At 67.6% G+C, this 26,838-nt stretch carries 21 protein-coding genes; 12 read left to right on the top strand and 9 right to left on the bottom strand.

From position 1 onward, the window contains the following. Nucleotides 1–292: 292 nt before the first annotated feature. Together ACI3KU_RS13210 and ACI3KU_RS13205 are read right to left on the bottom strand one after the other, a co-directional pair. Complete coding sequence (locus tag ACI3KU_RS13210; RefSeq protein WP_404922766.1) at nt 293–1,093, bottom strand: SDR family NAD(P)-dependent oxidoreductase; 801 nt, start codon at nt 1,091–1,093, stop codon at nt 293–295. 449 nt (nt 1,094–1,542) lie between these two features. After that, entirely contained in the window at nt 1,543–2,868 is a 1,326-nt protein-coding gene (locus ACI3KU_RS13205) for an MFS transporter (protein WP_404922765.1), read from the bottom strand. Nucleotides 2,869–2,955: 87 nt separating this feature from the next. Between ACI3KU_RS13205 and ACI3KU_RS13200 the strand changes: the two genes are divergently transcribed. Beyond that, nucleotides 2,956–3,801: a LysR substrate-binding domain-containing protein gene (locus tag ACI3KU_RS13200; RefSeq protein ID WP_404922764.1), complete on the top strand. Its 846-nt coding sequence runs from the start codon at nt 2,956–2,958 to the stop codon at nt 3,799–3,801. Here ACI3KU_RS13200 and ACI3KU_RS13195 read toward each other — a convergent pair. Beyond that, a complete protein-coding gene (locus ACI3KU_RS13195; RefSeq protein ID WP_404922763.1) occupies nt 3,798–4,223 on the bottom strand; it encodes a hypothetical protein in 426 nt (141 codons plus the stop codon). The genes ACI3KU_RS13200 and ACI3KU_RS13195 overlap by 4 nt on opposite strands. Before the next feature lie 80 nt (nt 4,224–4,303). Between ACI3KU_RS13195 and ACI3KU_RS13190 the strand changes: the two genes are divergently transcribed. Continuing rightward, nucleotides 4,304–6,274, top strand: a complete 1,971-nt coding sequence (locus tag ACI3KU_RS13190) for a hypothetical protein (RefSeq protein ID WP_404922762.1) — start codon at nt 4,304–4,306, stop codon at nt 6,272–6,274. 197 nt (nt 6,275–6,471) lie between these two features. Here the strand turns inward: ACI3KU_RS13190 and ACI3KU_RS13185 are convergent, their stop codons facing one another. Then, nucleotides 6,472–7,332: a PhzF family phenazine biosynthesis protein gene (locus ACI3KU_RS13185; RefSeq protein ID WP_404922761.1), complete on the bottom strand. Its 861-nt coding sequence runs from the start codon at nt 7,330–7,332 to the stop codon at nt 6,472–6,474. Between the two features lie 25 nt (nt 7,333–7,357). Next, nucleotides 7,358–8,110: a DeoR/GlpR family DNA-binding transcription regulator gene (locus tag ACI3KU_RS13180; protein WP_404922760.1), complete on the bottom strand. Its 753-nt coding sequence runs from the start codon at nt 8,108–8,110 to the stop codon at nt 7,358–7,360. A 49-nt stretch (nt 8,111–8,159) separates the two neighbouring features. Between ACI3KU_RS13180 and ACI3KU_RS13175 the strand changes: the two genes are divergently transcribed. Beyond that, nucleotides 8,160–8,837 carry an NUDIX domain-containing protein gene (locus ACI3KU_RS13175; protein ID WP_404922759.1) on the top strand — a complete coding sequence of 226 codons (678 nt, stop codon included), beginning with the start codon at nt 8,160–8,162 and terminating at the stop codon, nt 8,835–8,837. A gap of 2 nt (nt 8,838–8,839) precedes the next feature. Here the strand turns inward: ACI3KU_RS13175 and ACI3KU_RS13170 are convergent, their stop codons facing one another. Then, the gene (locus tag ACI3KU_RS13170) at nt 8,840–9,289 is read right to left on the bottom strand and encodes a MarR family winged helix-turn-helix transcriptional regulator (protein WP_404922758.1); all 450 of its coding nucleotides are present in this window, start codon (nt 9,287–9,289) and stop codon (nt 8,840–8,842) included. Nucleotides 9,290–9,453: 164 nt separating this feature from the next. Between ACI3KU_RS13170 and ACI3KU_RS13165 the strand changes: the two genes are divergently transcribed. Together ACI3KU_RS13165 and ACI3KU_RS13160 are read left to right on the top strand one after the other, a co-directional pair. Next, nucleotides 9,454–11,004: a DHA2 family efflux MFS transporter permease subunit gene (locus ACI3KU_RS13165; protein WP_404922757.1), complete on the top strand. Its 1,551-nt coding sequence runs from the start codon at nt 9,454–9,456 to the stop codon at nt 11,002–11,004. A gap of 100 nt (nt 11,005–11,104) precedes the next feature. Next, nucleotides 11,105–12,148, top strand: a complete 1,044-nt coding sequence (locus ACI3KU_RS13160; protein WP_404922756.1) for an NAD(P)-dependent alcohol dehydrogenase — start codon at nt 11,105–11,107, stop codon at nt 12,146–12,148. Nucleotides 12,149–12,212: 64 nt separating this feature from the next. Here ACI3KU_RS13160 and ACI3KU_RS13155 read toward each other — a convergent pair whose 3' ends face one another. Then, nucleotides 12,213–18,851: a hypothetical protein gene (locus tag ACI3KU_RS13155; protein ID WP_404922755.1), complete on the bottom strand. Its 6,639-nt coding sequence runs from the start codon at nt 18,849–18,851 to the stop codon at nt 12,213–12,215. A gap of 329 nt (nt 18,852–19,180) precedes the next feature. Between ACI3KU_RS13155 and ACI3KU_RS13150 the strand changes: the two genes are divergently transcribed. After that, nucleotides 19,181–19,393 carry a hypothetical protein gene (locus tag ACI3KU_RS13150; RefSeq protein ID WP_404922754.1) on the top strand — a complete coding sequence of 71 codons (213 nt, stop codon included), beginning with the start codon at nt 19,181–19,183 and terminating at the stop codon, nt 19,391–19,393. A 59-nt stretch (nt 19,394–19,452) separates the two neighbouring features. Here ACI3KU_RS13150 and ACI3KU_RS13145 read toward each other — a convergent pair whose 3' ends face one another. Further along, nucleotides 19,453–20,436, bottom strand: coding sequence for a hypothetical protein (locus tag ACI3KU_RS13145; protein WP_404922753.1), 984 nt, complete (start codon nt 20,434–20,436; stop codon nt 19,453–19,455). Nucleotides 20,437–20,660: 224 nt separating this feature from the next. Between ACI3KU_RS13145 and ACI3KU_RS13140 the strand changes: the two genes are divergently transcribed. The 4 genes from ACI3KU_RS13140 (at nt 20,661) to ACI3KU_RS13125 (ending at nt 24,163) form a co-directional block, all read left to right on the top strand. Continuing rightward, a complete protein-coding gene (locus tag ACI3KU_RS13140; RefSeq protein ID WP_404922752.1) occupies nt 20,661–21,137 on the top strand; it encodes a hypothetical protein in 477 nt (158 codons plus the stop codon). A 20-nt stretch (nt 21,138–21,157) separates the two neighbouring features. Beyond that, nucleotides 21,158–22,462 carry a hypothetical protein gene (locus ACI3KU_RS13135; protein WP_404922751.1) on the top strand — a complete coding sequence of 435 codons (1,305 nt, stop codon included), beginning with the start codon at nt 21,158–21,160 and terminating at the stop codon, nt 22,460–22,462. 72 nt (nt 22,463–22,534) lie between these two features. Next, complete coding sequence (locus tag ACI3KU_RS13130) at nt 22,535–23,221, top strand: hypothetical protein (protein WP_404922750.1); 687 nt, start codon at nt 22,535–22,537, stop codon at nt 23,219–23,221. A 48-nt stretch (nt 23,222–23,269) separates the two neighbouring features. Next, a complete protein-coding gene (locus ACI3KU_RS13125) occupies nt 23,270–24,163 on the top strand; it encodes a TolB family protein (protein WP_404922749.1) in 894 nt (297 codons plus the stop codon). A 9-nt stretch (nt 24,164–24,172) separates the two neighbouring features. On the opposite strand, the gene ACI3KU_RS13120 is transcribed toward ACI3KU_RS13125, so the two are convergent. Beyond that, nucleotides 24,173–24,550 carry a hypothetical protein gene (locus ACI3KU_RS13120; protein WP_404922748.1) on the bottom strand — a complete coding sequence of 126 codons (378 nt, stop codon included), beginning with the start codon at nt 24,548–24,550 and terminating at the stop codon, nt 24,173–24,175. 97 nt (nt 24,551–24,647) lie between these two features. Between ACI3KU_RS13120 and ACI3KU_RS13115 the strand changes: the two genes are divergently transcribed. Both ACI3KU_RS13115 and ACI3KU_RS13110 read left to right on the top strand, forming a co-directional pair. Continuing rightward, nucleotides 24,648–25,553, top strand: a complete 906-nt coding sequence (locus ACI3KU_RS13115) for a MurR/RpiR family transcriptional regulator (RefSeq protein ID WP_404922747.1) — start codon at nt 24,648–24,650, stop codon at nt 25,551–25,553. A 128-nt stretch (nt 25,554–25,681) separates the two neighbouring features. Next, nucleotides 25,682–26,818, top strand: a complete 1,137-nt coding sequence (locus ACI3KU_RS13110) for an ABC transporter ATP-binding protein (protein ID WP_404922746.1) — start codon at nt 25,682–25,684, stop codon at nt 26,816–26,818. Nucleotides 26,819–26,838: the final 20 nt, after the last annotated feature.

Genomic DNA, 26,838 nt, shown 5'->3' with positions numbered 1-26,838 from the left:
ATCCTCGTTTCGAGGAAATCTCCTCCGTTCGAAGCACCGACTGGCCGCGGCCGCGCAAATCACTCCCGTGTGCGGGCGCGCCGCGCGATACGGGCCAGCACGGGACGCATCACCGGGATCAAGACCCTTGGGGGCGTCCCATAGCGTGATGTCAATTCCTGCGGGGGCGCGCCTCATCGGCGTGTACTCAGACGAGGAGATTTCCGCGAAGTTAGTTCACAGGGCGAAGAATCATCCTCGTTTCGAGGAAATCTCCTCCGTTCGAAGCACCGACTGGCCGCGGCCGCGCAAATCACTCCCGTGTGCGGGCGCGCCGCGCGATACGGGCCAGCACGGGACGCATCACCGGGATCAAGACCCCCGGCATCACCAGCAGAGCTCGGGTCAGGACATCGGATGTGATGGTCCGCGAGCCACGCTCCACCCCCCGCAACACGACGGACGCTACGCGTTCGGGGCTCTGCGGGGCGATGCCGGCCGAGATCGCCGCCGTCTCCGGGGGCTTGCGCAGGTTCTCGGCGTCGAATCCCGATGTCTTCGTGTCGGGCGGGTACAGCACTCCGATGCGCACCCCGCGTGACTCGATCTCGGTCCCGACCACAGCGGCGAGCATCGCGACTGCGGCTTTCGCCGCACCATAAGCGGCGTAGCCGGGCACCGGGAGCAGTGCGGCGGTCGAACTGGTGACGACCACTCGACCTGCGCCGCGCTGCACCATGGCGGGAAGAACAGCCCGAAGGGCATTCACCGTCCCCAGGTGGTTCAGCCGCATCTGGTCCGCGAACTCGTGTTCCTCCACCTCGAGAAACCGCCCCGGGAGAGCGGTCCCGGCACAGTGCACGAGCACGTCGATCGGCCCGTTCTCCTCGACCGCCGTCGCGACCGCCGCCCGGAGAGAACCGGTGTCGGTGACATCGGCGGGCACCGCGAGCGCGCCGATGCGCTCCGCCGTCGCACTCAGGGGTCCAGCCCGACGAGCCAGAATCGTGACCCGCGCACCCCGCTTCCCGGCGGCGGCGGCAACGGCAGCGCCGATCCCCTCCGATCCTCCCGTGACCAGCACGTGCTTCCCACCCCACCGCCATCGCGTCATGCGCTCATCCTGACACCGGCGGGGACGTTCCCCATCACCCGTGAGACTTCCATCTGTGGGCGAGAATCCGTGCAACGCGGCGCTTCTCCCCCACAGACGGAAGTCTCACGGATTAACCGTGCCGGGGTTGCGACCACAGGAGCGTGAGACCCGCGGCGGCCGAGGTCCGAGGGTACGGTTCGGGAGGCGGGAGGCGGGAGGCGCGAGCCGCGAGCCGCGAGCCGCGGAGCGCAAAGCGCGAAGCACGAGATCCGAGGCGCACGGCACGAGGCACGAGGCCCGAGGCACAAGGCACGAGGCACAAGATGCGAAGCACGAGATCCGAGGCACAAGGCACGAGGCACAAGACGGGAAGCACGAGATCCGAGGCACGAGATCCAAGGCACAAAGCGCAAGGCCCGAGGCCCGAGGCCCGAGGCCCGGAACACGGGACCCGAGGTGCGAGGTCCTCAGTCCGCCGCGAGAACCCCGCGGCGGCGGGGCGGACGGGAACCGCGCTGCCGTCGCAGGCCGATGGTCGCCGCGATCGCGATGGCCCCAGCCACACCGAGCGGCACCAGCCCGGTGATGAGGAACGTCATCTGTCCCCCCAGCGCATCGACCGACCACCCCGTGAGCACGGCGCCGAGCGCCTGCGCGCCGGTAGCGCACATCATGTAAAGCGACACGACGCGGGCACGGATGGCGCCGTTGGTCGACAGCTGTGTGAGGGAGTCGTTCGCCACCATGAACATGAGTCGGATGATGAGCGCCGCCACCATCGCCACGATGAAGAGCGCGGGAGTCGGAGCGAACCCGGTCACCGCCCAGATGGCACCCGACGCCGCGAGCAGCAGCGCGTTGTCGCGCATGCGGAGTCGGCGTCGTCGCGCGGCCAGCAACGACCCGACGAAGGCCCCGAGTGCGGCCATCGCCTGGAAGAGGCTGTATCCCCCGGAACCGAGATCGAACTCATCGCGTGCAGCCCAGCCGAACAGCACCGATCCGGTCAGTCCGAACAGGGCGAGCACCGTGATGAGCAGCAGCGATGCGCCGATGTCGTTCTTGCGACGCACATAGCGGATCGCCTCGCGGATCTGACCGCGCTGGGCGGGGACCTTGATGGCGGGATGCAGCCGATCGCGGCGGATGAGGAGCAGACCGATGATGCCGATCACGGGTCCGCTCGCGCCGATGATCATGGCCCACCCGGCACTGAGCCCGGCGATCGCGACTCCGGCGATGGCGGCGCCCACGATCCCCGCGCACTGCTGTACGGCCGCGTTCAATCCCATCGCGTTGGCGAGGCCACGGGTGCTGATCACCTCGACGACGAACACCGCACGACTCGGACCCTCGAACGCCGCGCTGACGCCCACGAGCAGGGAGGTCAGGATGATGAGACCGACCGACGCAGAGCCGAGCACGGCGGGGATCGCGAGCGACAGGAAGGCGACGACGAGCAGCAGCTGAACGGCAATCACCGTGCGGCGGGCAGAGAACCGGTCCCCCACCACCCCGCCCCAGGGAGCGAGGAGCATCGGTGGCAGCAGCTGGAACGTGACGACGAGCGCGATCAGCGCCACGTTTCCGGTGAGCTCCACCATCAGCCAGTCGGTCGCGATGCGCGCGAGCCAGCCGCCGGCGGAGGAGGCCGCGAGCGCGCCGGTGTACCAGCGGAAGTTCGGCACGGCCAGCGAGGCGAAAGTGGCACGCAGGGTGGGCCGGGCGGTGAGGACCGGCAGCGGTTCGGTGACGGGATAGGCACCGGGATAGCTGCCGGTCGGAGCTGACATGACTTCCACCGTACGTGTCCAACTTCCATCACGTAACGGCATGAGGTAGATATGTGTCATCACGTTTGATGATGAGGGAGTCAGCGAATGTACGATCCCGATCTGCTGCGGTGCTTCGTCGCCGTCGCCGAGACGCGAAACTTCTCGGCAGCCGGCCGGCAGCTGGGCGTGGGCCAGCCGACCGTGAGCGGCCGGATCCGTCGGCTGGAACAGCAGGTGGACCGCGTGCTCGTCGCGCGCGATACCCGCAGCGTCGCGCTCACCGACGATGGCGAGGCGATGCTCGGGTTCGCTCGCCGCGCGCTGGCGGTGCTGGATGAGGCGCACGCGTTCTTCGCCGGCCCTGCCGAGCGCACTCGCATCCGCTTCGGCACGGCCGATGACCTCGCGCTCACGCATCTGCCGGGGATCCTCCGTGACTTCCGTCGCCGCAACCCGCGCGTCGACGTCGAGGTGACGGTCGGCCAGTCCGCGGCGCTGGTTCGCCGACTCAAGGCCGGTGGCTTGGACCTGGTCTACGTGCGCCGAGAGCCGGGGATCGAAGAGGGGCGGGTGGTGCGTCGGGAGCAGCTCATCTGGGGCGCGCATCCGTCGCTGCGCTTCGATGCCGAGGACCCGGTGCCCCTGGTGAGCTACCCGCGACCGAGTCACTCCCGACAGTCCGCGATCGATGCCCTCGAGGAGGCCGGCCGCCGCTGGCGTACGGCGTGCACGGTCCGCGACATCACCGGTGTGCTGGCCGCCGTGCGCGCCGCGCTCGGGGTGGCGGTGTTCCCGGCCACGATGATGCCGGGTGATCTGGAGCGCGTGGACGGAGCGCTCCGGCTCCCACCGCTGGGTGTGATGGAGTTCGCGCTGCTCGATGACCCCGCCGCCTCCCGTCCCGCGGTGGAGGCACTCAGCGCGGCGATCACGTCCAGCCCGCTCGGCTAGCCGTCGCTGCTGGGGACCATCGAGGCGTGATGCAGGTGCAGCCACGGATAGTCGCGCGTGAGTTCGGCGCACAGCTGATCGATGGGTGGATAGCCCACGCCCCCGATCCACATCGTGTACGGCAGCGGATCCAGATGTCCCGCGGGCGGCAGCCACTCGGCAGCCCAGGCCCGCAGAGCATCGGCCAGCACCTCCCCCGGTCCGGGGAGGCGCCCTCCGGACGCGGGCGCAAGATCCTGCCGTACCGAGAGCGGAACGATTCCTACAGGACCGGGCCAGCCGCGAAGCAGCAGCGGCCCCGTACTCTCGAGGAACACCTGCCCGTAGCCATCCTCGGGCAGGACGGTGAGAAGCCGGTTCAGCACCGGCACGTCGCCGGCGATACCGGCCAGAACGAAATGATCTCCCTGCGCGCTGTACATAAGGTAAGGCTAACCTAACTCGATGCGGTGGGCCAGGCGAGATCTGATTAAGTCGGTATGGACAGGAAGGAAGGCACGAGATGACGATTCACGAGCAGATCAGCCTCATCGAGTCCGAGATCGACCACGACGATGTCTCCTCGCTGGTTCATGGCACCGACCGGCTCCGCGAACTGCTGGCATCGACACCAGCCGAGGACGCCGTGCCGGTCGTCCTGTCGCTCTGCCCGCTGATTCACGATCTGGAGTTACACGCGGAGCTCGCCACCTCTGCCGCGCAGGTCACCGCGTCACCGCACGCCGGTACCCGCGAGCGTCTCTTCGGTCAGTACTGGGCAGAGCACGCTCGTGCGCACCTCACCGGGGACAGCCCGATTCCGATCTACCTCCAGCTGCTCGAGACGATCGGCGAGGACCTCTCCCCAGAACTCACCCATCTCGGCAATCGACTGTGGAACCCGCAGTTCCGCCGGTGGCACCCGCGCGCCTTCCTCGACGTCTATCTCCCCTGGGCCGAGTCGCGCTTCCCCACCGCAAGCGACGAGGATCGCGGCGTGATCGTGTACCGGGTGCTGGATCGCACGGACGACCTCGACGACGATGACCGGATCGCCGTGGTCACCGCCGTGCTCGCATGGCCCAGCCTCGACGACCCGCACTGGCGACTCGGCCTGCGCCACCGGTTGGCCGCCGCCGCGGCAGCGCGCGGCGATTTCGGCTCGGCTCGCACCGCCTCCCTGCAGCTCGCCGACGACGCCACCGCAGCCGACGAACTCGCCGCCGAGATCTCCGCGCGCGTGCACGCCGCACGCTTTGCCGGCCAGCCGGACGTCACAATCCGGGAGCTCGAGCGCCTTCGGGACACCACCGTGCCGCACACGCGCGATGAGCGCCTCGCCTGGGCGAACGCCAGGCTCGTCCTCGTGGACACTCTCATCCAGCACGCACCCGATCACGGGGCGCGCGAGGGCGAAGCCGTGTGGCGCGACCTCGGCGACGCACCCCACGACGAGATCGCGCACCTCGCGGGCCTCGCCCTCGCCCGCTCCTGGAACGAGCTGGACCCCGAGTCCCGTCGCGAACGTGCCACCCGCATCCTCACACGCTTCCCCTCTCCGGCCACAGACGAGATCCGCACACTGCTGGTGATGGCGCTCAATTCGCGCACGCGTGCCCTGAGCGAACTCGGCAACGACACGGCAGCGCTTGACGACGCCGAGGCGGCATTCGCACTCTGCACCCTGACGGTTCCCGATTTCGTCCGCGAGACCACCGAGCGCAACCGCCTCGCGCTGCAGCTGCGCGCCGGGGACTACAGCGAACGCGACGAGATCTTCGGCGTGGTTCGGGCTCTCCTCGAAGACGCGGACGCCGCCTCCGCTCGCGGCGACGCGGTCGAGAGCGCGCGCATGTATCGTCGCGCGTTCGATATGGCCCAGCCATCTGCGGATGCCGCGACGCGACTGGTGGGGCTCACGGCCCTGCAGAACTGGACGGTGGATCTGCTCGCCGCACGCGACTACGCGCGGGCCGCGGAGATCGCACGGCTGAGCATCGAATCGGCGATCGTCGACGGCGGCGTCGGAACGGAGCTGCTCGCCCAGGCCTGGCTGCAGTTCGGAAACGCTGTCAATCGCCTGGCGGATCGCGCGATGGCTCGCCACGCGTTCCGACAGGTGATGGCGATCGCCGCCGATGCCCCGAGCGCGGCCGTCGAGGAGCTGGGGTCGCAGGCGGCGTGGAACGATGCCATTCTCGCGGACAACGGATCGCAGCCCCAGGAGGCACTGGCGGCCTACGCGCGAGTGATCACACCCGTGACCGCCGCCTCACCCCTGACACAGCAGCGACGCGCGGCGAAGGCCCTGAAGAACAGCGCGGTCGTATTCTCCCACGAGCTGAATCGCCCCCACGACGCTGCCGCGGCCTGGGCGCAACTCGCTGAGCGCTACGCGAACCATCCGGATCCGGAGCTCGCGCGTCTCGTGGCGGAAGCGCAGCCGCACCTGCCGAAGTCCGCGGCCCGCGGAGGGTTCTGGCGTCGCCGCTGATCCGTAGGATCCCTGATCATCGAGTCACAGACTCCGCGGGATCGCTGACCCACAGACCCTCGTGATCACAGGCACACGCGATCACTGCCCGCCGCACGTCACGTCATCAGAGGCTTCCCTGATCAACGACTGTCAGGTCATGGCCCAAATCCAGGTTGAAGTAGTCGCGCCACGCCCCGCGCCAGACAGCGCGAGTCTCAGGGCAGAACGTCGAGCGTTCCCGTGGCCACCATCACCACATCGCCGCCGACGCGGATGTTGGTGAGTGCATCCGGCGCCCCCTCCGCGCTCACCGTGATCCGGCTGGGTCGACCGGTGAATCGTCCTTGGCGAAGTGTGAACTCCTCCCCCGCCGGCACCACTCCGTGGCGGGCGAGGTAGGCGCCCACGCAGCCGGCCGCGCTTCCGGTGGCCACGTCCTCCATCACGCCGTCGTTGTTCCAGTGGCGTCCCTCCACCGCATCGACGTCGAGCAGATACGCGAACTGAGCGCCGTGTCGACCGATGAGCTCCGCGAAGTCGTCCCGCACGATTCGCGCGCGGTCCAGTCCCCCGCGCACCGGGACGATCAGGTATCGAAGCCCCGTGGACACGACGTCCAGTGGGAGATCGGCGAGGGCGTCCAAGTTGAGAGCCGCCGCGATCTCGCCGCGATCGTCGCCCTCGACGGTGCCGAGGAACTGCGGCGCTCCCTGGTTCAGCGCCACCCGGTAGCCGTCCGCGGTTGGTCGGGTCGTGATCGTGACGGTGCGATCCTGCAGCCGGAATCCCCACCGCAGCTCCTCGTCGCTGCCGCGGGATTCGTGAAGAACAGCGGCCGCTCCCAGCAGCGGGTGTCCGGCGAAGTCGAGCTCCTCGAACAGGTCGAAGATGCGCGCGTCGACCACATTGTCCGCGCCCGGCTCGCCGAGGAAGATGGTCTCGAAGTGCCGCAGCTCCTGCGTGATCACGAGCATCTGCTCGGCAGAGAGGTCGGCACCGCCGGGGAACACGGCCAGGCTGTTGCCGGTGAAGGGGCGGGTGGCGAAGACATCCACGTGCCGGTAGGTCACGGTCATGATCGGTGCTTTCTGGTCGAACCGGTTAGGCGGGAAGGAGGCGAACCCGCTCGGCGAGCAGGCGCATCGTGTCGGTGGTGGGATCCGCATCGGTGATCACGCCGGACACCTCCGCGAAGTCGAGCACGGTGAACGGGGACGCCGTGCCGATCTTCTCTGCTGATCCCAGCACATACGTGTCCGCCGCTCGGCAGGCCAGTGCGCGTTTCATGGCTGCTTCGTCGGGATCTCCGGTCGTGAGTCCGGCATCCGGGTGGACGCCGGTCACCCCGAGCAGAAACAGGTCCGCCGCGACGCGCTGCGCGGCCTCGACCGCTGCCGCGCCGCTCGCAACGGCGGAGTGCTTGAAGAGTCGCCCGCCGAGGATGAAGACGTCCACTCGCGGGTGATCGATGAGTGCGGCCGCGACGGTGGGACTGTGCGTCACGATGGTGCACTCCAGGGACGGTGGCAGCAGTCCGGCGATCGCCAGCGCGGTAGTGCCGCCATCGAGGATCACGGTGCTGCCCGGGTCAATCAGACGCACGGCGGCCGCGGCCACGCGCTGCTTCCCCTCCGCGCCGATGAGTGTGCGCCCCGCGTAGTCGGCGACGGCCGGAGAGACGGGGACGGCACCGCCATACACGCGCTGACACAGCCCGTCGGCGGCGAGATCGCGAAGGTCTCGCCGGATGCTGTCCTCGGACAGGCCGAGTTGCGCGGCGATGTCTTTCGCGACGATCTTCCCGTCGCGACGCAGGGTGGCCAACAGGTGGTCACGACGTTCTGCTGCAAGCATGGGTATCCGTTCTTTCACGTTTGTGCACGTTTTGTCCTACTCTAGCCTCATGGCTCATGACATGCAGCGTCGGGACACCCCGGGTGAGGCGATCCCGGACGGACGCGGACGCACCGGTCTGGACGCCACCGGACGCAACCTCACCCGCAATCCCGACGTGCGGATCCGTGATGTGGAGATCACCTCGGATGGCTGGCACGTGCTGCGGCGCACGACCTTCGACTACCGGCGCCGTGACGGCGCGTGGACCACACTGCAGCGCGAGACCTACGACCGCGGCGACGGGGCGACGATCCTCCTCTACGACGAACGACGAGGCACGGTGCTGCTCACACGGCAGTTCCGCTTCCCGGCCTATGTGAACGAGCACCCCGACGGCATGCTCGTTGAGGCGGCGGCTGGGCTGCTCGACGGAGACGACGCGGAGACGGCGATCCGGCGCGAGGTGGCAGAGGAACTCGGAGTCGAGGTCGGCGCCGTGACGCCGGTCTTCGCGGCCTACATGAGTCCCGGCTCGGTGACCGAGCGCGTGCACTTCTACGCGGCACCCTATTCGCGGGCTGATCGTACCGGCGCGGGCGGCGGACTGAGCGAGGAGGGCGAGGACATCGAGGTTGTGGAGCTCGCCCTCCCCGACGCGCTCGACATGATCGCCGACGGACGCATCGTGGACGGCAAGACGATCATGCTGCTGCAGTGGTGGGCACTGCAGCGTCTCGCGCCCTGAGGCTACTCGGGCAGGTCTCCGATGCTGTCGGCGAGGCGGGCGAGGACATCCGCCTGATCGACGACGTCGCGCAGCACGTCCGGCAACGCGCTACGCAGTCGCTCGGTACGATGCGCGCGCACCAGCGCGAGCTCCCCCTGCGCTTGATCGGTCAGGTGGAATCCCACCCCTCGCCCAACCGTCGCAGCTGTCTGCGCCAGCAGACCTTCGCGCTCCAGCCCGTGCAGCGTCGCACTGAGGTTGCTGCGCTGTAGCCCCAGGCCCCGCGCGATGCGAGTGGCCGTGATTCCCGGTGACACCGCCACCTCGTGCAGCACGAGCACCTCGCGCGGTGTGAGGTGACGGCGGCCGGGAATCTCCAGCCCGCGCGGCTCGATCCGGTGCGCGATCGACATCACCGCGTCGGCGAAACGCGCGAGGGCGGCGTCGGTCACTGGCGTTTGGCTCGTCATTACTGTATTGTTTCATACGCTTCTGAGGGAGCACATCCGCCACGAGGGTCGGTTGTGCTCGTGTAGCCGCCGTCGCTGCCACCCCGGGTCCCAGGGCACCCGAGGGCGCACCTCGCGAAGCCTGTGCTCGTTGCGCCGCAGACCGCCACCGACGAAAGCACGCCATGACCTCCACACCTCTCGCCCCACCGCGCCACGGCACCCGACGCGGACATCCCGTCGCCACTCTGATCGCCGTCTCGCTGGGACTGTTCATGGTCGGCCTCGACGCCACCGTCGTCTCGATCGCGAACCCGGCGATCGCCGCCTCCCTCGGGACGTCCTTCACCGAGTTGCAGTGGATCACCCACGCCTACCTGCTCGGTCTTGCCGTCTGCCTCATCCTCGGCGGCACCCTCGGGGACCGCTTCGGCCGCCGCCGCATGTACCTCATCGCCGTGGTCGCCTTCGCTCTCTCGTCCGTGGCGATCGGGCTCGTGGGCAGCGTGGTCGGAGTGATCGCGTTCCGCGCCCTGCAGGGCATCAGCGCAGCGCTGCTCATGCCACAGACGCTGTCGATTCTGCGAGCGACCTTCCCCCGTGAGAAGTTCGGCATGGCCGTCGGGATCTGGGGCGGGGTGTCGTCCGTGGCCATCGCCGCCGGTCCGATCGTCGGGGGCGCGCTCGTCGCCGCCATCGGCTGGGAGTCGATCTTCTTCATCAATGCGCCGATCGCGCTCATCACCGTCGTGTTCACCGCGCTCGTGGTTCGCGAATCCACCGCGGGCCAGGCCAGGGTGCGTTTCGACGTGCCCGGTGTACTCCTGCTGGCCCTCGGGCTCGGCGGGCTGGTGCTCGCCATCGTGCAGTCCGAGGACTGGGGTTGGGGCGACCCGCGCACCCTGCTGATCCTGGCCGGCGCCGTGATCGTCCTCATCGGCTTCGTCCTGGTCGAGCGGCGCAGCACCCATCCGCTCCTGCCGATGTCCCTGTTCCGTGAACCGGGTTTCTCGATCGGCGGCCTCGCCGTTGGCGCCAACTTCTTCGCGCTGTTGGGCGTGACCTTCTTCCTCAGCCTGTATCTGATGAACCTCCGCGGGATCGACGGCGTGTTCGCCGGTGTGATGCTGCTTCCCCTGTCGGCGGTCTCGATCGTCGCTTCGCCGATCGGCGCCGTGCTCGTGAGCCGCGTCGGTCCGCGGATCACCCTCACCGTGGGCCTCGGTCTGGTCGCCCTCTCGCTCGCCGCACTCACCCTCACGGGCGTCGACTCCCCCTACCTCGCGATGGCAGTGCCGTTCGTCACGCTCGCCCTCGGCGTCGGGTTCACCATGACCGCAGGCGCAGACGCCGTCGTCGGCAGCGCGCCCGTTCACCTCGCGGGCGTCGCCGGCGGGTTCCAGGCGACGATGCTGCAGCTCGGAGGTGCGCTGGGCACCGCCGTGTTCGCCGCGGTGGTTGGTGCCGCTGCAGCCGGCGGAACCGCCGGCCTGGCGCTGTCGCACGCAGAGGCCGATGCGCTGGCACAGGGCGTCGTGCCGGCAGGGCTGACTGCTGCCGAGACCGCGATGGCGCAGGACGCGTTCCTCGCCGGGCTGCACGGCGCGATGACGGTCGGCGCCGTCGTCACCGCTGTCGTCGCAGTGCTCGCGTTCGCGCTGCTGCGCACCCGTCGCCGGCCCGCACCACAGGACGTCGTCACCGAGACCCTGGAGGGCGTGGTCGGTGCGGTCTGACGTCCGGGCCACTCCCCGTCACCCCAGGAATAGAGTGAAAGAGCGGGATCCGGTACCCCTGTCTACCGGGCCGCATCTGCCGCACCAGGAGGTTTCAACCATGCGCGCTGTCGTCTTCGAGAACTATCAGACCTTCCCCGCCCTCACGGAGGTCCCCACCCCCACGCCGGGGCCGGGCGAGGTTCTGCTGAAGGTGGCCGGCTCCGGCGCATGCCACTCCGATGTGGCGGTGTATCACGACTTCACGGCCGACGGTCCGGGCTCCATCACCCCCGGTTTCGTGCTCGGACACGAGGTCTCCGGATGGATCGAGGCGCTCGGCGACGGCGTCACCGGCTTCCAGAAGGGTGACGCGTACCTCGTGTACGGCCCCACCGGCTGTGGCCGCTGCCGCATGTGCGCTCAGGGTCTGGAGACCTACTGCGAGAACGCCGCCACCAACCCGGCGCTGGCCGTGGGCCTCGGACGCAACGGCGGCATGGCGGAGTACGTCACCGTCCCCGCGAACCACCTCATCCCGCTCGGCGACGCCGACCCCGTGGATGCTGCACCCCTCTCTGACGCGGCACTGACTCCGTACCACGCGATCAAGCAGGCCCTGCCGAATCTGGCCGGCGGCGGCAAGTTCGCCCTGGTGGTGGGCCTGGGCGGACTCGGACAGATCGCCGTGCAGATCCTGCGCGCCCTCACCGGCGCCACGATCATTGCCACCGACTCCAAGCCGGACGCCATGGCGCGCGCCGAGGCCAACGGAGCCGTCACCGTTCCCGGCGGCGAAGGCCAGCTGGAGGCCATTCGCGCGATCACCGGCGGCCGCGGAGTCGACGCCGCCTTCGACTTCGTGGGAGTCGCCCCGACCGTCAACCTCGTGAAGTCCGCCGCCGGAATCGGCTCGCGCATCGTCATCGTGGGCATCGCCAACGGCACCGTCGAGTGGAACTTCTTCGGCACGCCCTACGAGTCCACGCTGAACAGCACCTACTGGGGCTCCATCTCGGACCTCTACGATGTGGCGGCCATGTATCGCGCCGGGCAGATCGTCCCCGACGTGGAGCGCTTCACCATGGACAACGCCCTCGAGGCCTACCACAAGCTCGAGGCCGGTCAGCTCTCGGGCCGCGCGGTCGTCGTCCCGCACTCCTGATCCGCGCTTGCGCACGACGGCCGTCCACCCCCGGGTGGGCGGCCGTCGTGTGTGCGGTGAATCCCTATCGTCTCGTCTCGATGCGACGCCGTACGCGGACAGCCGCTGCGCCGATCACGATGAGTGCCAGTGCGATCCATGCTCCGCCGAGCACATCAGCACCTCCCGTCACGGCAAGCGGCGGCCGCGTGGGTGCAGGCGGGGCGACGGGAGGCAGCGTCCGAGTCACCTTCGTCGTCACGGTGTTCGTCGGCTTCGGCGACACCTGTGTCGAGGACACGGCCGCGACATTGTCGAACTCCGCGGTCACCGTCGTGCCTGCTGCCTGTTTCGGTGCGGCAGGCAGGGTGGCGCTGAACGTCACGGTCGCGCTCTCCCCAGGGGCGAGCGTTCCCAGCTCCGCGCGCACCTGGCGCGTTTCGGCGTCGTAGGTGACGTCGCAGGGAGAACTGGGGTCGCATCCCTCCGAGGCCCCGAAGATGAGACCTGCGTCGAGCGTGTCGGTGACCGTCACATCCTCCTGGTTCGCATTCCCGCCGGCGGTCACCGTGATGGCATACCGGATGGTGTCGCCATAGGCGGCCTTTCCGTCGGATGCCACCCAGGTGCCATCGACCAGTTCCTGCACCGACTTGACGCCGACGAGGTTGGTCACCGGCTTCAACGGGGTGTGCGTGCAGTCGACGTTGTTACCGGCGTCACGCGCCTCAGGCTCGGGGCACGTCGGTGTCACGGGTGCACTGTCGTCCTCCGTGGTGACGGACGCCAGGTTGGTGTACGTGCCCGCAGGTGCATCGGCATCGAAGAGCACGGTGAGCTCGAGGGTGATCGAGGCCCCCGCGGTGAGGGTCGATGGATCGATGTCACACGTGACGACAGCGCCGACAGCCGTGCAGTTCTCGGGCCCGTCGACGTAGACGAGGTGGTCCGGCAGGCGGTCGGTGACGGTCACCACGTCATCGTCCATGTCGCGTTGGCCCACGTTGGTGACGGTGATGGTGTAGACGAACTCCATCCCGGCCTCTGCCGTGAGCCCACCGTCCGACTTGTCGATCGAGAGATCGATCGGCTTGTCGTCGTTGACGATCGTGCACGTGATGTCATCGCCCAGTGCGAGGGTGAGGGCGGATTCAGTGAGGGCGCCTCCGTCACAGCGCCACGCTCCGGCGGTGTAGCCGGCGGGCCCTGCCTCGGTGAGCTCGTAGGTGCCCGCCATCACGGGTGCGTCGGTGACGGCGGTATCGCCCGTGACTCCCGCGATGGTGCTCTCGCCCGTCGCAGTCAGTGTCCAGTCAGCCGGCGTGCGCTCGCCACCGTCGTCGTTCACGACCTGCTTCACGAGGGTGAGTCGTGGGGCGATGTCGTCGTTGACGATGGTGCAGGTCACGCTCTCGCCCAGGCCGAGGGTGAGCACATTCCCGGTCAGGTCCGCGTTCGCGCAGTCCCAATCACCAGCGGCGTACCCGGAAGGGCCGCCAGACTCACTCAGCGTGTACTCGCCCGCGCTGACGGGTGCAACCGTGACGCTCGCACCGCCGGTGGTCCCGGTCACGGGAGTCGGGCCATCCGCCGCCAGAGTCCAATCCGTTGCGACCGCGGTGCCACCATCGTCGTTCACGACCTCTTTCACCAGAGTCAGCAGCGGCGCGATGTCATCGTTCGTGATCGTGCAGGTCACGTTCCCGCCCAGTGGGACAGTCACCACGTCGTTAGTCAGCGTCGCGCCAGGACAGACCCAAGCACTGGGGTCGTAACCCGCCGGAGAATCCTCCGACAGCGTGTAGTCACCCGCCCCGACCTGCGCGTTGGTCACAGCCGGATCTCCCGTGACACCAGTGATCGTCTGCGGACCAGTCGCGGTGAGCGTCACGTCACCGACATCAAGCAGACCACCGTCGTCGTTCACAACCTCCTTGATGAGGGTGAGCGTCGCAGGTTGGTCGTCGTTGACGATGGTGCACGTGACGTCGTCGCCGGGTGCGAGGGTGATGTCGGCAGCGGTTTGCGTTCCGCCGACGCAGGTCCAGTCCCCAGCGGTGTACCCGTCAGGGCCGCTCTCCGTGAGAGCGTAGGTGCCCGCCATCACGGGTGCGTCGGTGACGGCGGTGTCGCCCGTGACACCCGCGATAGTGCTCTCACCCGTTGCGGTCAGTGTCCAGTCCGTTGCGACCGCGGTGCCACCGTCGTCGTTGACGACCTCCTTCACCAGGGTGAGTCGTGGGGCGATGTCATCGTTCGTGATCGTGCAGGTCACGTTGGTGCCGTTCGTGATGACGATGACGACGCCGAGCACGGGGACACCGCCTTCGCAGCTCCATCCCGAGGGGGCATACCCGGACGGGCCGGTCTCGCTGAGGATGTAAGCCCCCGCCGTGACGGGAGTGTTCGTGATCGACACGTCGCCGGTGACACCAGTGACTCCCGTGGTCGGGCCGGTGGCGGTCAGGGTCCAGTCCGTCGCGACCGCGGTACCACCGTCGTCGTTGATCACCTCCTTGATGAGGGTGAGAGTGGCGGGCTGGTCGTCATTGACGATCGTGCACGTGACGTCATCGCCGGGTGCGAGCGTGATGTCGGATCCGGTGAGGGCGCCTGCGTCACAGCTCCACGCTCCGGCGGTGTACCCGTCGGGGCCGCTCTCCGTGAGAGCGTAGGTGCCCGCCATCACGGGTGCATCGGTGACGGCGGCGTCGCCCGTGACTCCCGCGATGGTGCTCTCGCCCGTTGCGGTCAGTGTCCAGTCCGTCGCGACCGCGGTGCCGCCGGCATCGTTGATGACTTCTTTCACGAGGGTGAGTCGTGGGGCGATGTCGTCGTTGACGATGGTGCAGGTCACGCTCTCGCCCAGGCCGAGGGTGAGGACATTCCCGGTCAGGTCCGCGTTCGCGCAGTCCCAATCACCAGCGGCGTACCCGGCAGGGCCGCCAGACTCACTCAGCGTGTACTCGCCCGCGCTGACCGGTGCAACCGTCACGCTCGCACCACCCGTGGTCCCCGTCACCGGGGTCGGGCCATCCGCTGCCAGAGTCCAGTCCGTCGCGACTGCAGTGCCACCATCGTCATTGATGACTTCCTTCACCAGAGTCAGCAGCGGTGCGATGTCATCGTTCGTGATGGTGCAGGTCACGTTCCCGCCCAGAGGGACAGTCACCACATCATTAGCCAGCGTCGCGCCAGGGCAGACCCAAGCACTGGGGTCGTAACCCGCCGGAGAATCCTCGGACAGGGTGTAGTCGCCCGCATCGACCTGTGCGTTGGTCACAGCGGCATCCCCCGTGACACCAGTGATCGTCTGCGGACCAGTCGCCGTGAGCGTCACGTCACCGACATCAATCAGACCACCGTTGTCGTTCACAACCTCTTTGATCAGGGTGAGCGTCGCGGGCTGGTCGTCGTTGATGATGGTGCACGTGACGTCGTCACCAGGTGCGAGGGTGATGTCGGCAGCGGTCTGCGTTCCGCCGACACAGGTCCAGTCCCCAGCGGTGTACCCGTCAGGGCCGCTCTCCGTGAGAGCGTAGGTACCCGCGAGCACGGCCGCGTTCGTGATGGTGTCCTCACCGGTGACGCCGGTCGCAGTGCTCGGACCGGTCGCAGAGAGTGTCCAATCAGCGACAGTCATCGTTCCACCGTCGTCGTTGACGACCTCCTTCACCAGAGTGAGCCGCGGGGCGATGTCATCGTTGACGATCGTGCAGGTCACGTTGGTGCCGTTGGGGATGACGATGACGACCCCGAGGACGGGAGTGCCGCCTTCGCAGGTCCATGCCGATGCGGCATACCCGGAGGGGCCGGACTCGCTGAGGATGTAAGCCCCCGCCGTGACGGGAGTGTTCGTGATCGCCGCGTCGCCGGTGACACCGGTGACGCCCGTGGTGGGGCCGGTAGCGGTCAGAGTCCAAGCAGTGGGCAGTTCCTGACCGCCGTCATCGTTCACAACCTGCTTGATCAGGGTGAGGGTCGCGGGTCGGTCATCGTTGATGATCGTGCAGGTGACGTCATCACCGGGTGCAAGCGTGATGTCGGCAGCGGTCTGTGTTCCGCCGACACAGGACCAGTCTCCGGCGGTGTAGCCGTCAGGGCCGCTTTCCGTGAGAGCGTAGGTTCCCGCGAGGACGGCCGCGTTCGTGATGGTGTCCTCACCGGTGATGCCGGTCGCCGTGCTCGGACCGGTCGCAGTGAGCGTCCAATCAGCGACGGTCATCGTTCCACCGTCGTCGTTCACGACCTGCTTCACGAGGGTGAGTCGTGGGGCGATGTCGTCGTTGACGATGGTGCAGGTCACGCTCTCGCCCAGGCCGAGGGTGAGCACATTCCCGGTCAGGTCCGCGTTCGCGCAGTCCCAATCACCAGCGGCATATCCGGAAGGGCCGCCAGACTCACTCAGCGTGTACTCACCCGCGCTGACGGGTGCAACCGTCACGCTCGCACCGCCCGTGGTCCCGGTCACGGGAGTCGGGCCATCCGCCGCCAGAGTCCAATCCGTTGCGACCGCAGTGCCACCATCGTCATTGACGACCTCCTTGACCAGAGTCAGCAGCGGCGCGATGTCATCGTTCGTGATCGTGCAGGTCACGTTCCCACCCAGTGGGACAGTCACGACATCATCAACCAGCGCTGCACCAGGACAGACCCAGTTGCTGGGGTCGTAACCCGCGGGGGAATCCTCCGACAGCGTGTAGTCACCCGCCCCGACCTGCGCGTTGGTCACAGCCGGATCTCCCGTGACACCAGTGATCGTCTGCGGACCAGTCGCGGTGAGCGTCACGTCACCGACATCAACCAGACCACCGTTATCGTTCACGACCTGCTTGATCAGCGTCAGCGTCCCCGGTTGGTCACTGTTTCGCAGAGTGCACGTCGCGTCGTCACCCAGCGCGAGCGTGAGGGTGCTGCTCGCCGCATCGAACGAACCACCCACACAGGTGAGACCATCGAGCTCGTAACCCGCGAGCGCTTCCTCGCCAATCACATAGCTCCCGGCCGACACACTCGCGTCCGTCACCGCCGCAGAGCCCTCCACACCACTCACCGACACCGGCCCCACCGCCGTCAGCGTGAAATCAGTATCAACAGCCGTCCCACCCCAGTCATTCACAACCTCTTTCACCAGAGTGAGTCGTGGGGCGATGTCGTCGTTCGTGATCGTGCAGACGGCGCTCTCGCCCTGCTGCACCGTGACGACTCCGGTGGCACTGTCGAAGGCCGCCCCCGTGCACGACCAGGTGCTCGCGGTGTAGCCAGGCATGTTCGTCTCAGCCAGTGTGTACGACCCGGGCGCGACCAAGCCCACCAGACCCTCGGCAGGATCGGAGGAGGGGTCGGTGCCACTGAGGACAGCTACGGCGGGGCCGGTCGTGGGCGTTGCGGAGAGGACGAAGTCCGCCAGCGTCGCCGTTCCACCGTGATCGTTCACCAAGTTCTTGTTCAACGTGAGTGATGTCGCGGTGTTCGTGATGATGCACGATGGCGCGGGGGCGACACCTGTGGTGCTCGGGAACAGCGTGAAGGTGTTGCCGGTGGAGGCGCCGTTCTCGTAGAGAATCACCGTCCGCTCATTCGGTTCCGGCGCGTACAGATCGGTGTACGTGCACACCACGGTGTCGAGTGTCACGCCTGGCGGCAAGCCGCTCGTGATCTCGGCGACACGATAGTCCGGCTCAGCGATGACGTTGTTCCACGTGTGCGTATCACCGACACCGATCAGCGCGCTGATGCTGGCGGGGGAGGCATCCGTGTCGGCGACGGTCCCGGTGAGCGAACCGTCGTGGACCGTCGCACCATCGGCCTGGTCGATGATGTACGGGAAGGTCGTGTCGTCGGGAAATCCGGTGCCGGCCTTCGTCACCGTCAGCGAAGTGCAGGTGCTGAGCTCGATCGGCGCGCCGAGGAAGTAGTCCTGAAGCTGTGCGGTGGAGCTGTTACCAGTGCGGGTGAGGACGGCGCCGGTGTCCGCTGACGCACACTCGTCTTCGGGAAGGAGTCCCGACGCGGTGAGGTCGATGGCCATCTCACCGAAAGTGCCGGCCTGGTCGGTTGCCGCTACCTGGCCGTATGCGGCCTGGTAGTAAACGCCGGCCACGTTGACGACCCAGTTGGACCCGTTCCAGCTGAGTGCGCTGATCGAGATCGCGCCCCCGCCCGAGGAGTCGTAGTCAAACTGGATCAGGTAGTCGTCGGAACGGCCCGGCAGCGGGCCTTCGAGCATCTGGTAGATCGTCAGATCGCCTGTGCCATCAGGAGAGCGCGTCCAGTACTGGTAGAGGATGATGTGCTGCTGCCCGTCGACGCGCACGATCTCGTAGGCGGCACCCGAGGCGCACAGGTCTGCTTTGTTGTTGACGGTGTCGGGCGCGATCGTCCACGGGTTGGTGTTGATCGTCTGGCTTCCGGGGAACGCGCTGGCGTCGGAGCCCGTACAGCCGTCGTTGCCGCTCGTGTAGTCGAGGATGCCCGTTGACGGGTTGCCGCTCGCGGTGGTGTAGGGGCCGTACGGGGTGCTGGCGATACCGTCCCAATCGTTGGCACCGCTCAGGTTGCCGTCGATCTCGAACGCGGTTTGGATCGCGGGGGTGGGCACCGGTTGTGGCAGCGTCGCGGCCGTCGCGGCCACGGCACCGCTCGCGACGAGCACCGCACTGACCGCGAGTGTCGCGATGATCCGCGAGAATCGGTTCGTTGTCGCACGCTGATGCTGAGGCATGATCGCCCCTCCCCCTGGACGGCTCCGTCCAGATGACGGTCACCCAATGACCGCCAAGCCGGACGCTAGCTGAGCTTTTCTCGCAGCCACAACGGCTTCTGCGTTGATCCAGCTCAGTTTCAGTAGTTTCCGAATGACAAGCTCAGTAGTTTTCCGGTGATGCGGTAAGCCGATCGGAGAAGGCCGTGCTCTGAACTCGCTCGTGCTGATCGGCTCTCTCGCCCTCCTGGTGGCGATCAATCACGCGTTGGACTCCGCCTGTGTTTGGGGGGGCGCGGATGCGGATGGCGCGGACGCGAAAACTATATGCGTGTTCAGGCATACGCCTGATGACGGCGTCCTCCCCGGGAACCGAGGTTGGCCTCGGCCACAGCACCTACTGGGGCTCCATCTCGGACCTCTACGATGTGGCGGCCATGTATCGCGCCGGGCAGATCGTCCCCGATGTGGAGCGCTTCACGATGGACAACGCTCTCGAGGCCTACCGCAAGCTCGAGGCCGGTCAGCTCTCGGGCCGCGCGGTCGTCGTCCCGCACTCCTGATCCGCGCTTCCGCACGACGGCCGTCCACCCCCGGGTGGGCGGCCATCGTGCGTTCGGCGTCACACCGATAACGCACCGCGCGCGCCGACAGGACGTTGCGACTCACGCAGCGCCCCGATCCGCTCGACGAGCGGCATGTGACCGGCAGACAGCCCCCACCGCGCATGCAGCACCGCGAAGATCGTGAGCGCGGCGAATCCCGAGATCAGCTTGTCCATGAGTGATGTGGAGATGTTCGAGGCGAAGGTCGCGGCGAGGAACGGCACACCCGCCTCCTGCAGCGACTCCGCGATCCTCCCGACGCTGCCATAGGCGCCGCCGCGGATGACCACGAGAATCGGAGTCGCGACGAGCGAGCAGGCGGTGGCCACCAGAACGGTGAGCACGAAATAGCGGGCGATGTCGTGACCGAGCCGGAAGCGTCGGACACCGAACCCCCACACCAGCGCGCCTGTGATGTTCACGAGCGTGAACGCCAGGATTCCGTCTTCGAACAGCGGTCCGGTGAGGCCCGTGACAATGGCGACTGCGGCCCCGGGCCCGGGGCCGAACGCCAGTGCTGCGACCGCGGTGCCGACCATGTCGAGGTACACCGGCAGATCCAGCGGGCTCGCGAGGAACCAGTGCGATGCGTGGTTGAGGACGACGAGGCCGAACAGAGCCAGCACCAGTGCGGGCGGTCGCAGCTCGCGCCGCACCACGGGATTGGAGGCGAGGGGCACCGTACTTTCGCCGCGGAGGCGCGTCGCCGCACGGCATCGCTGCACCCAGGCATCCGCTGATCCGTCGCGCTCGCCCAGGGCCCTCACAACATCGCGCAATAGCGCCGTATCCATCCGAGTGCGCCCGGTCTGGAAGACGTTGTAGACGGTGGAACGAGCGGGCGTGGCCGCGGCCGGGTTCATTCCCTGCGCCATCCGGAGAGCAGCGATGCGACGGACAATCTCGGCATAAGAGACGGGTCCGGCGTCATGACGGAGAGCTTGCAGGTCGCGGGCGATGTCGTCCAGCGATTCGTCGCCCCGCACCGGTGATTCCGACATGCCCCGCCCCCCTGAGGTATATGCCGCCCGAAGCATCGATCTCGAACCGCGTGATCCGATGTTATTGCACCCCGCCGACACTGTTCAGAGTTATTCAGGAACCGCGCCGTGCATCTCGACGGGGTGGCGGTGCGGCGGCGGCGTTCCAAGCTGGACGCGTGACCCGTACAACCCACCGTGATCGCTCCCGCCCGCCCGTCAGGTATGGCAGGGCGACCTGATCGATGCGCTTCGTCCTCTTCCTGCAGATCGCGATGATGCTGTGCTGGCGCATCGCCGTGCTGAGTCTGGCGCTGTTCACGGTGGCGCCCAGTTGGAGCTACTACGCGCAACTCATCATCGGGGTACCGCTCGTCGCCTCGGCCGTCATCGTGTTTGGACTGCGCCGAACCCTGCGACCCTTTCCCATCGTTCGTCTGCTGTCGGGAAGGAATCCGCTTCCGACCCAGGTGCTCGTAGCCGCGGAGGTTGCCGCCGCGGCAGAGCAGGTCAGACGGCAGATCCCCGAAGGCCCGGCGGACGTTCGGCTGCAGCGAGAGAAAGCGGAGACCGCAGCGCGAGTGCAGGAGGCGGATATCGCCGCTCATCGGCAGGCCGAACTCGACCACGCGCAGCGCGTTGCTGATGCCCGCGACGCTGAGGCGGCCAGAGGTCTTCTCTCCTCGAATGACGACGACTCACCCGCGCCCTCTGGCGCATAGACCCACGAGACGGATCCCTCATGCTCTTCATCACGCGCGTTGCACTTTCCGTGCTCCTCGTCCTCGTCACCGTTGCGGTCGTGATTCTCTGGCTTTCGAACGACATGGTCGGGGGCGTCATCGGCGGTGTCATATCCGGGGCTGCGACCGTGGTCATCCTCCTGCCCGATAAGGAGCGCGCTGCCTGGATCTGGTCAGGTGCGCTGAGTTTCGTTCTCGTTGCCGTCACCATCTTCATGACACTCGCCTTCAGCGGCGCGTTCGGCAATGTGCGAATCGTCGATTCCCGCACACTCTGGGTTTTGGCGCTGCAGTGGGCGTGGGTGCTGCTCGCACTCTCGCTGCTGCTCATCGTGATACCGCTGCGAGACCGGCAGGTGGTGAAGGATGCGATCGCCTGTCGTCAAGCCCGAGCTGCCGCAGAAGCCGAAAAGGCGCGGCTGGAGGGCGAAGCCAACCAGCGGGAGAACGACGACGAGCAACGCCGCCGGGAACTCGAGTACGCCGCGCAGATCGAGCGGGTGAGACGAGCGCAGGATCGCGCCACCCGGCCCGGTGCGCTGACGGGCTACGAGCCGAAGCGCCTCGCGGATGTCGTCCTCGAACGTCCGGCGCGCATGTTCGGATCGCCCGGGGCGGGACTCGGCGGCTCCGGCTTCGACGCTCGCAGTGTGAAGCGCGGGCAAGATGGGGAAGTCAACTTCGCGAAGGGCCTGCAGAAGGACGGTCTGCTCGCGCGCTTTGCGAGCTATTGGTCAGTGCATGTGCCCGACGCAGCGCTTGGCGCGAGCATCGAGACTCAAGCAGACGTGGACTGCGTGCTGGTCAGTGGCTCGACAGTGTGGTTACTGGACATGAAGAACTATCAGCAGGGCGATGTCGTGTGGCGCGTGGAGGAGCACTCTCCCAGCGGCTCGCACTTGCTGTCAGCCACGGACGCTGTCACGGGAGGCTACGTCGGTCAGCCGCGACCCATGTCGGTGAACATGTCGTTGGCCACCGAGGCGTTCCGAAGCCGCCTGTCACGGTCAGGACTGCGTTTCGATCTCCGCCCCGTGGTTGTGATGATGCCACAAGGCGATGGGCTGGGCACGATCGAGGACATCGTCTATCCCGGCGGAGTGCCTGCGGTGGGCTTGCCGACGTTGCTGGAGTGGCTGAGCAACGAAGCGGACTACGACGAGCGTGCCGAGGATTCCGTGATCCTTCATGCGATCCTCAGTCAGCTCCTCAAAGACGAGACCGGCTCTGCCATCATGATCGATCCGCAGACGGGGCGGCGGATGACCGCGCAGCCGGGAGGCAGCACCACGTCCTTCGAATGACCTGTTCGGAGTTGTTCGGAAACGGTGGTCAGCCATCTCCCCACCATCGGTCCGTGCCTTAGCGTCAACGCCATGAGCACGCCTTCCACTCTTCGCGACCATCTGAGTTCCGTCGGCATCACGGTCTCCCCCACCCAGTTCGAGCAGAGCAGAGCACTGCCGTCCCGTCAGGGCGGGAGCTGGGCACTGTGGGGGGCGACCACCGATGACCTGTCGATCTTCGATGACGCGGCCACAGTAGCGCCCCGACTCCGCACCGACGTGGTGCTCATCGGCGCGAACTTCGGGCTCGGCGGCGACGCCGGACCTTTCCGCCCGTTCCAGAACTTCCATGCTTCCACCAGCCGCGGCGACAGCAAGCTGCGCCGGGCGATCGGCGGCAGTCCGCTGGAGGGCGCGTACCTCACAGATCTCGTCAAGGACTACCCGAGTAAGTACGCCACTCGCCTCCCCCGCGAGGTCAGATCCGGATCGCTCGACCTCGACGCGCACGTCATCTCCGGGTTCCAGGCCGAGCAGGATGCCCTCGGAATCGGCCCCTCGACCCTGTATATCCCGATCGGTGCGCGCACGCGCGAGCTGTGGGATCTGCTCGTGGATCGCGAAGCCATCCCCGCGGCGCAACGAGTGTTTCATCACGAATACGGCGGTGCGCCGCTCTTCCGCGGCAAGCCGGTGCAGAACCTCACCCACTACGCAGCCGCGGTGAATCTGGCGGAGGCGGTGACCGCACTGCTCGATCAGCAGCACCGCGGATAGTGCCGGCGGCATACTCGATGCGGCAGGATGGTGCGCGAGGTGGCACCCATGAATCCTGAGTTCCGACAGCTCTTGCCCGGCCAGATCTGCCGCGTGCACATCGGCTATGCCGACGGACGCCCGTCCGAGGTCTTGTTCGAGACCGACGAACTGGTGATCGAAGCACCGAACTGGACCCTCGATGGCGAGCGGCTCATCGTGAACGGTGACGGACACCTGTGGTCGCTGGCGCTCGATGAGCCGGCCCTCACGCACATATCGCTGGAGGGCGTGCCGGCGATCAACAACGACCATGTCCTCGCGCCGGATGGTGAGCGCATCTTCCTCTCGGCGTATGACGGACACATCTACGAGGCTCCGCTCGCCGGCGGGGCCGGGCGGCGGATCACGCCGGATCGCGATCCGCGTCGTCTGCATTTCCTGCACGGCGTGAGTCCCGACGGCGAGGCGCTGGCCTACATCGGCATCGAACCGGACGGCCCGAATGGCTGGCGCGGGGCGGACGTGTTCACCGTCTCCCTGCGCGACGGCACGGACACTCGCCTCACCCACGGGCCGGGCCCCGCGGACGGCAGCGAGTACGCGCCGCGTTCCCCCTTCATCTACCTCAACACGGAGGCGTTCTCCGACACCGCCGGTCATGCCCAGATCGCGCGGATGAGCGTCACCGGCGGTGAGCTGGAGCAGCTGACCCAGGACGACGTCGTGAACTGGTTCCCCCACCTCGCCTCCGACGAGCAGCACGCCGTTTACCTGTCCTTCCCCGCGGGCACGATCGGACATCCGGAGAACGCCGACGTGGAGCTGAAGCTCGTCGCGGGCGATGATTGGGCACACCCGCGCACGGTCGACAGCTTCTTCGGCGGGCAGGGGACGATCAACGTGAACAGCTGGGCGCCCGACTCCGCGCGCTTCGCCTACATCAGTTACCCGGTGTTGTGACGGGGACGATCAGAAGATCATCCACGAGGGCGTCTGCAGCGCGTACCCCTTCACCATGGCCCACGCGTAGAAGCACATGCTGGCCAGCGTGTAGCCGAGAATCCAGACGGGCCAGGCTCGAAACCCGCGGACATTCACCCGGTGCGCCGCGAACCAGATGCCGATGAGCGTCGCGATGAGGCTCACCACGATCCCGATGTCCGCGACCGATGCCAGCCCGTCATCACAGGTGTCGGTGTAATAGCACTGCGACCCGATCTGCGAGAGCTGGAAGAGAACCCACAGCAGCGCGGCATACAGCAGGAACAACAGCGATGCCGCGCTCGAGCGTCCGACGAAGCCCGCCACCCGGCCCCTCTGCCCCGCTGGTGCCATCGCCTTCGACATTCCCTCACCCTAGAGCAAGGGGTTGCACCCGCTATCGCAACATCGCGTCACCTCGGCGTCGCGATGCGTGCACCCACTCGTGATAGACCTCTCCCTTATGAACGCGCGCACCGCGGAGCCGCCGATCGGCGGCACCATCGACCACATCCTCTCCGTCCTGCCCTCGCTCATCCCGAGCGCGCAGCGGGTCGCCCGCATCTGCGCGGAGCGTCCCGAGGAGGTCGCGGAGATGTCGGGTGCCGATCTCGCTGCGGCGGCGGAGACGTCGGCCGCAACGGTGAGCCGCACCTGCCAGGCCCTCGGATTCCGGGGCTTCCAGCATCTGCGGATGCTGCTCGTTCGCGATCTCGGTGCCGCCGCGCGCGCCACACGTTCGCGCGAGGCGGGCACGGCGGGGTGGCTGCACAGCATCGCCGAGGGAGCCGGCGACATCCTCCGCACCTCGCTCGCCTCCGTCGACGTGGCGGCGTTCGAAGCGGCGGCCGATGCGATCGTCGCCGCGCCCCGCGTGCTGCTGGTGGGCACCGGCGCCTCCGGTCCCGCGGCGCAGGCGATCGCTCTGAAGCTCACCATCAACGGCCGACCGTGCGAGGCACCCGTCGACGGCGTCTCGCAGCAGCTCACCGCGCGTGTGCTGCGCCCGGGTGACGTGTGCATCGTCGTCAGCTCCAGCGGCGGGAACGCCGTCACGCTGGCTGCGGCGGCAGCGGCCGTGGAGGCAGGGGCCACAGTGATCGGGGTGACGAGCTTCTCCCGCTCCGCCCTCGCGGAGCACTCCGACATCCTGCTGGTCGCCGGAGCGCGGTTCCAGAGCTGGGATCAGGGCGCTGTCGGTGCCGGACTGGTTCAGTACCTGCTGCTGTCCGTGTTGCAGCTCGCCGTGGCGGACCGCATGGACGGCGACGATGCGGAACGCGCGCGCTGGGCGATCCGCGATGAACTGGGTGCCATCGTGGCGGAGCCGAGAGACGCCGACGACGATTCCGCCGCGTCCGTGTCATAACGTTCGCCCGCGCAGCGAGTGCCGTTGTCCTCACGTTCGCTCGCAATTCACTTTCACTGAAGAAGCTTCCTAGGTAAGCGAATTACGCGGGAGAGTCCCGCCCCTGGATCGCTTGCGGGAGGCGACCCATGGGCACCATTCAGCTCCGCGGGATCGGACGCAGCTTCACGAGCACCACCGCGGTCCGCGACATCACCCTGGATATCGACGATGGCGACTTCCTCGTCCTGCTTGGCCCCTCGGGCTGCGGGAAGACGACCCTGCTGCGCATGATCGCAGGCCTGCTCGAGCCGACGACCGGACGGATCCTGCTGGACGACGAGGACATCACCGAGCTGCCCTCGAAGAAGCGCGATCTCGCGATGGTGTTCCAGAGCTACGCGCTCTACCCGCACCTCAGCGTTCGTAAGAACCTGGCGTTTCCCCTGCGCGTGCAGAAGCTGAGCGCGACGGAGATCGCCGACCGCGTGCAGGATGTGGCGGCCTCTCTCGAGATCGATCACCTGCTTGACCGCAAGCCGAAGGAGCTCTCGGGAGGTCAGCGCCAGCGGGTGGCCGTCGGTCGCGCGCTCGTGCGCAACCCGAAGGCGTTCCTCATGGACGAGCCGCTGTCGAACCTCGACGCGAAGCTGCGCACGCAGACCCGTCAGGAGCTCACCGCCCTGCACCGCCGTCTCGGCGCCACGTTCGTCTACGTCACCCACGATCAGGTCGAGGCGATGACCATGGCGACCAAGATCGTGGTGCTCAACGCGGGTCAGATCGAGCAGTACGGCACCCCGGAGGATGTCTACGACCGCCCCGAGTCGGTGTTCGTCGCCGGCTTCCTCGGCAGCCCCGCCATGAACCTGCTCGATGCGCAGATCGTGGCCGAGGATGGGCGCGTCGCCGTGACCGCGCCGAACCTGGCCGGTGACCTGTGGGCAGGCACAACCGATCCGATCGACGTCGTTCTCGGCATCCGCCCCGAACACCTCGAGATCGCGACAGAGGACGGACGACGCGGCGGTGTGCGCCTGGCGGTCACCGTCGACATCGTGGAGAACCTCGGCGGCGAGCAGATCCTCACCTGCACCACCGGCTCCGGCCGCGTTCACGTGCGCACCTCCCGGGATGTCCGCGTCGCCACCGGCACCGATCTGACGCTGCGCGCCGACGCCGAGCACGTCCACCTCTTCGAGCGCTCCAGCGGTCGCCGCCTCGAGTGGGTCACCGAACCCGTCACGCGCGTTGATCGCGCCGCCGAACCCGCCCTCGTCTCCTAAACCCAGCCCCCAGAGAGAGA

It is taken from the genome of Microbacterium sp. ZW T5_56, from assembly GCF_044987425.1.
Lineage (GTDB): Bacteria > Actinomycetota > Actinomycetes > Actinomycetales > Microbacteriaceae > Microbacterium.
Note: the sequence above shows the minus strand (reverse complement) of the source record. Positions and strands in the feature narration are given on the sequence as shown.

Excerpts from the sequence above, each read along its gene's own strand:
- ACI3KU_RS13145 (WP_404922753.1), bottom strand. The coding sequence starts at position 20,436 with ATGTCGGAATCACCGGTGCGGGGCGACGAATCGCTGGACGACATCGCC.
- ACI3KU_RS13160 (WP_404922756.1), top strand. The coding sequence starts at position 11,105 with ATGCGCGCTGTCGTCTTCGAGAACTATCAGACCTTCCCCGCCCTCACG.
- ACI3KU_RS13180 (WP_404922760.1), bottom strand. The coding sequence starts at position 8,110 with ATGCTTGCAGCAGAACGTCGTGACCACCTGTTGGCCACCCTGCGTCGC.
- ACI3KU_RS13175 (WP_404922759.1), top strand. The coding sequence starts at position 8,160 with ATGGCTCATGACATGCAGCGTCGGGACACCCCGGGTGAGGCGATCCCG.
- ACI3KU_RS13165 (WP_404922757.1), top strand. The coding sequence starts at position 9,454 with ATGACCTCCACACCTCTCGCCCCACCGCGCCACGGCACCCGACGCGGA.
- ACI3KU_RS13195 (WP_404922763.1), bottom strand. The coding sequence starts at position 4,223 with ATGTACAGCGCGCAGGGAGATCATTTCGTTCTGGCCGGTATCGCCGGC.
- ACI3KU_RS13140 (WP_404922752.1), top strand. The coding sequence starts at position 20,661 with ATGCGCTTCGTCCTCTTCCTGCAGATCGCGATGATGCTGTGCTGGCGC.
- ACI3KU_RS13125 (WP_404922749.1), top strand. The coding sequence starts at position 23,270 with ATGAATCCTGAGTTCCGACAGCTCTTGCCCGGCCAGATCTGCCGCGTG.
- ACI3KU_RS13185 (WP_404922761.1), bottom strand. The coding sequence starts at position 7,332 with ATGACCGTGACCTACCGGCACGTGGATGTCTTCGCCACCCGCCCCTTC.
- ACI3KU_RS13135 (WP_404922751.1), top strand. The coding sequence starts at position 21,158 with ATGCTCTTCATCACGCGCGTTGCACTTTCCGTGCTCCTCGTCCTCGTC.
- ACI3KU_RS13210 (WP_404922766.1), bottom strand. The coding sequence starts at position 1,093 with ATGACGCGATGGCGGTGGGGTGGGAAGCACGTGCTGGTCACGGGAGGA.
- ACI3KU_RS13190 (WP_404922762.1), top strand. The coding sequence starts at position 4,304 with ATGACGATTCACGAGCAGATCAGCCTCATCGAGTCCGAGATCGACCAC.
- ACI3KU_RS13115 (WP_404922747.1), top strand. The coding sequence starts at position 24,648 with ATGAACGCGCGCACCGCGGAGCCGCCGATCGGCGGCACCATCGACCAC.
- ACI3KU_RS13150 (WP_404922754.1), top strand. The coding sequence starts at position 19,181 with ATGACGGCGTCCTCCCCGGGAACCGAGGTTGGCCTCGGCCACAGCACC.
- ACI3KU_RS13110 (WP_404922746.1), top strand. The coding sequence starts at position 25,682 with ATGGGCACCATTCAGCTCCGCGGGATCGGACGCAGCTTCACGAGCACC.
- ACI3KU_RS13155 (WP_404922755.1), bottom strand. The coding sequence starts at position 18,851 with ATGCCTCAGCATCAGCGTGCGACAACGAACCGATTCTCGCGGATCATC.
- ACI3KU_RS13130 (WP_404922750.1), top strand. The coding sequence starts at position 22,535 with ATGAGCACGCCTTCCACTCTTCGCGACCATCTGAGTTCCGTCGGCATC.
- ACI3KU_RS13205 (WP_404922765.1), bottom strand. The coding sequence starts at position 2,868 with ATGTCAGCTCCGACCGGCAGCTATCCCGGTGCCTATCCCGTCACCGAA.
- ACI3KU_RS13120 (WP_404922748.1), bottom strand. The coding sequence starts at position 24,550 with ATGTCGAAGGCGATGGCACCAGCGGGGCAGAGGGGCCGGGTGGCGGGC.
- ACI3KU_RS13170 (WP_404922758.1), bottom strand. The coding sequence starts at position 9,289 with ATGACGAGCCAAACGCCAGTGACCGACGCCGCCCTCGCGCGTTTCGCC.
- ACI3KU_RS13200 (WP_404922764.1), top strand. The coding sequence starts at position 2,956 with ATGTACGATCCCGATCTGCTGCGGTGCTTCGTCGCCGTCGCCGAGACG.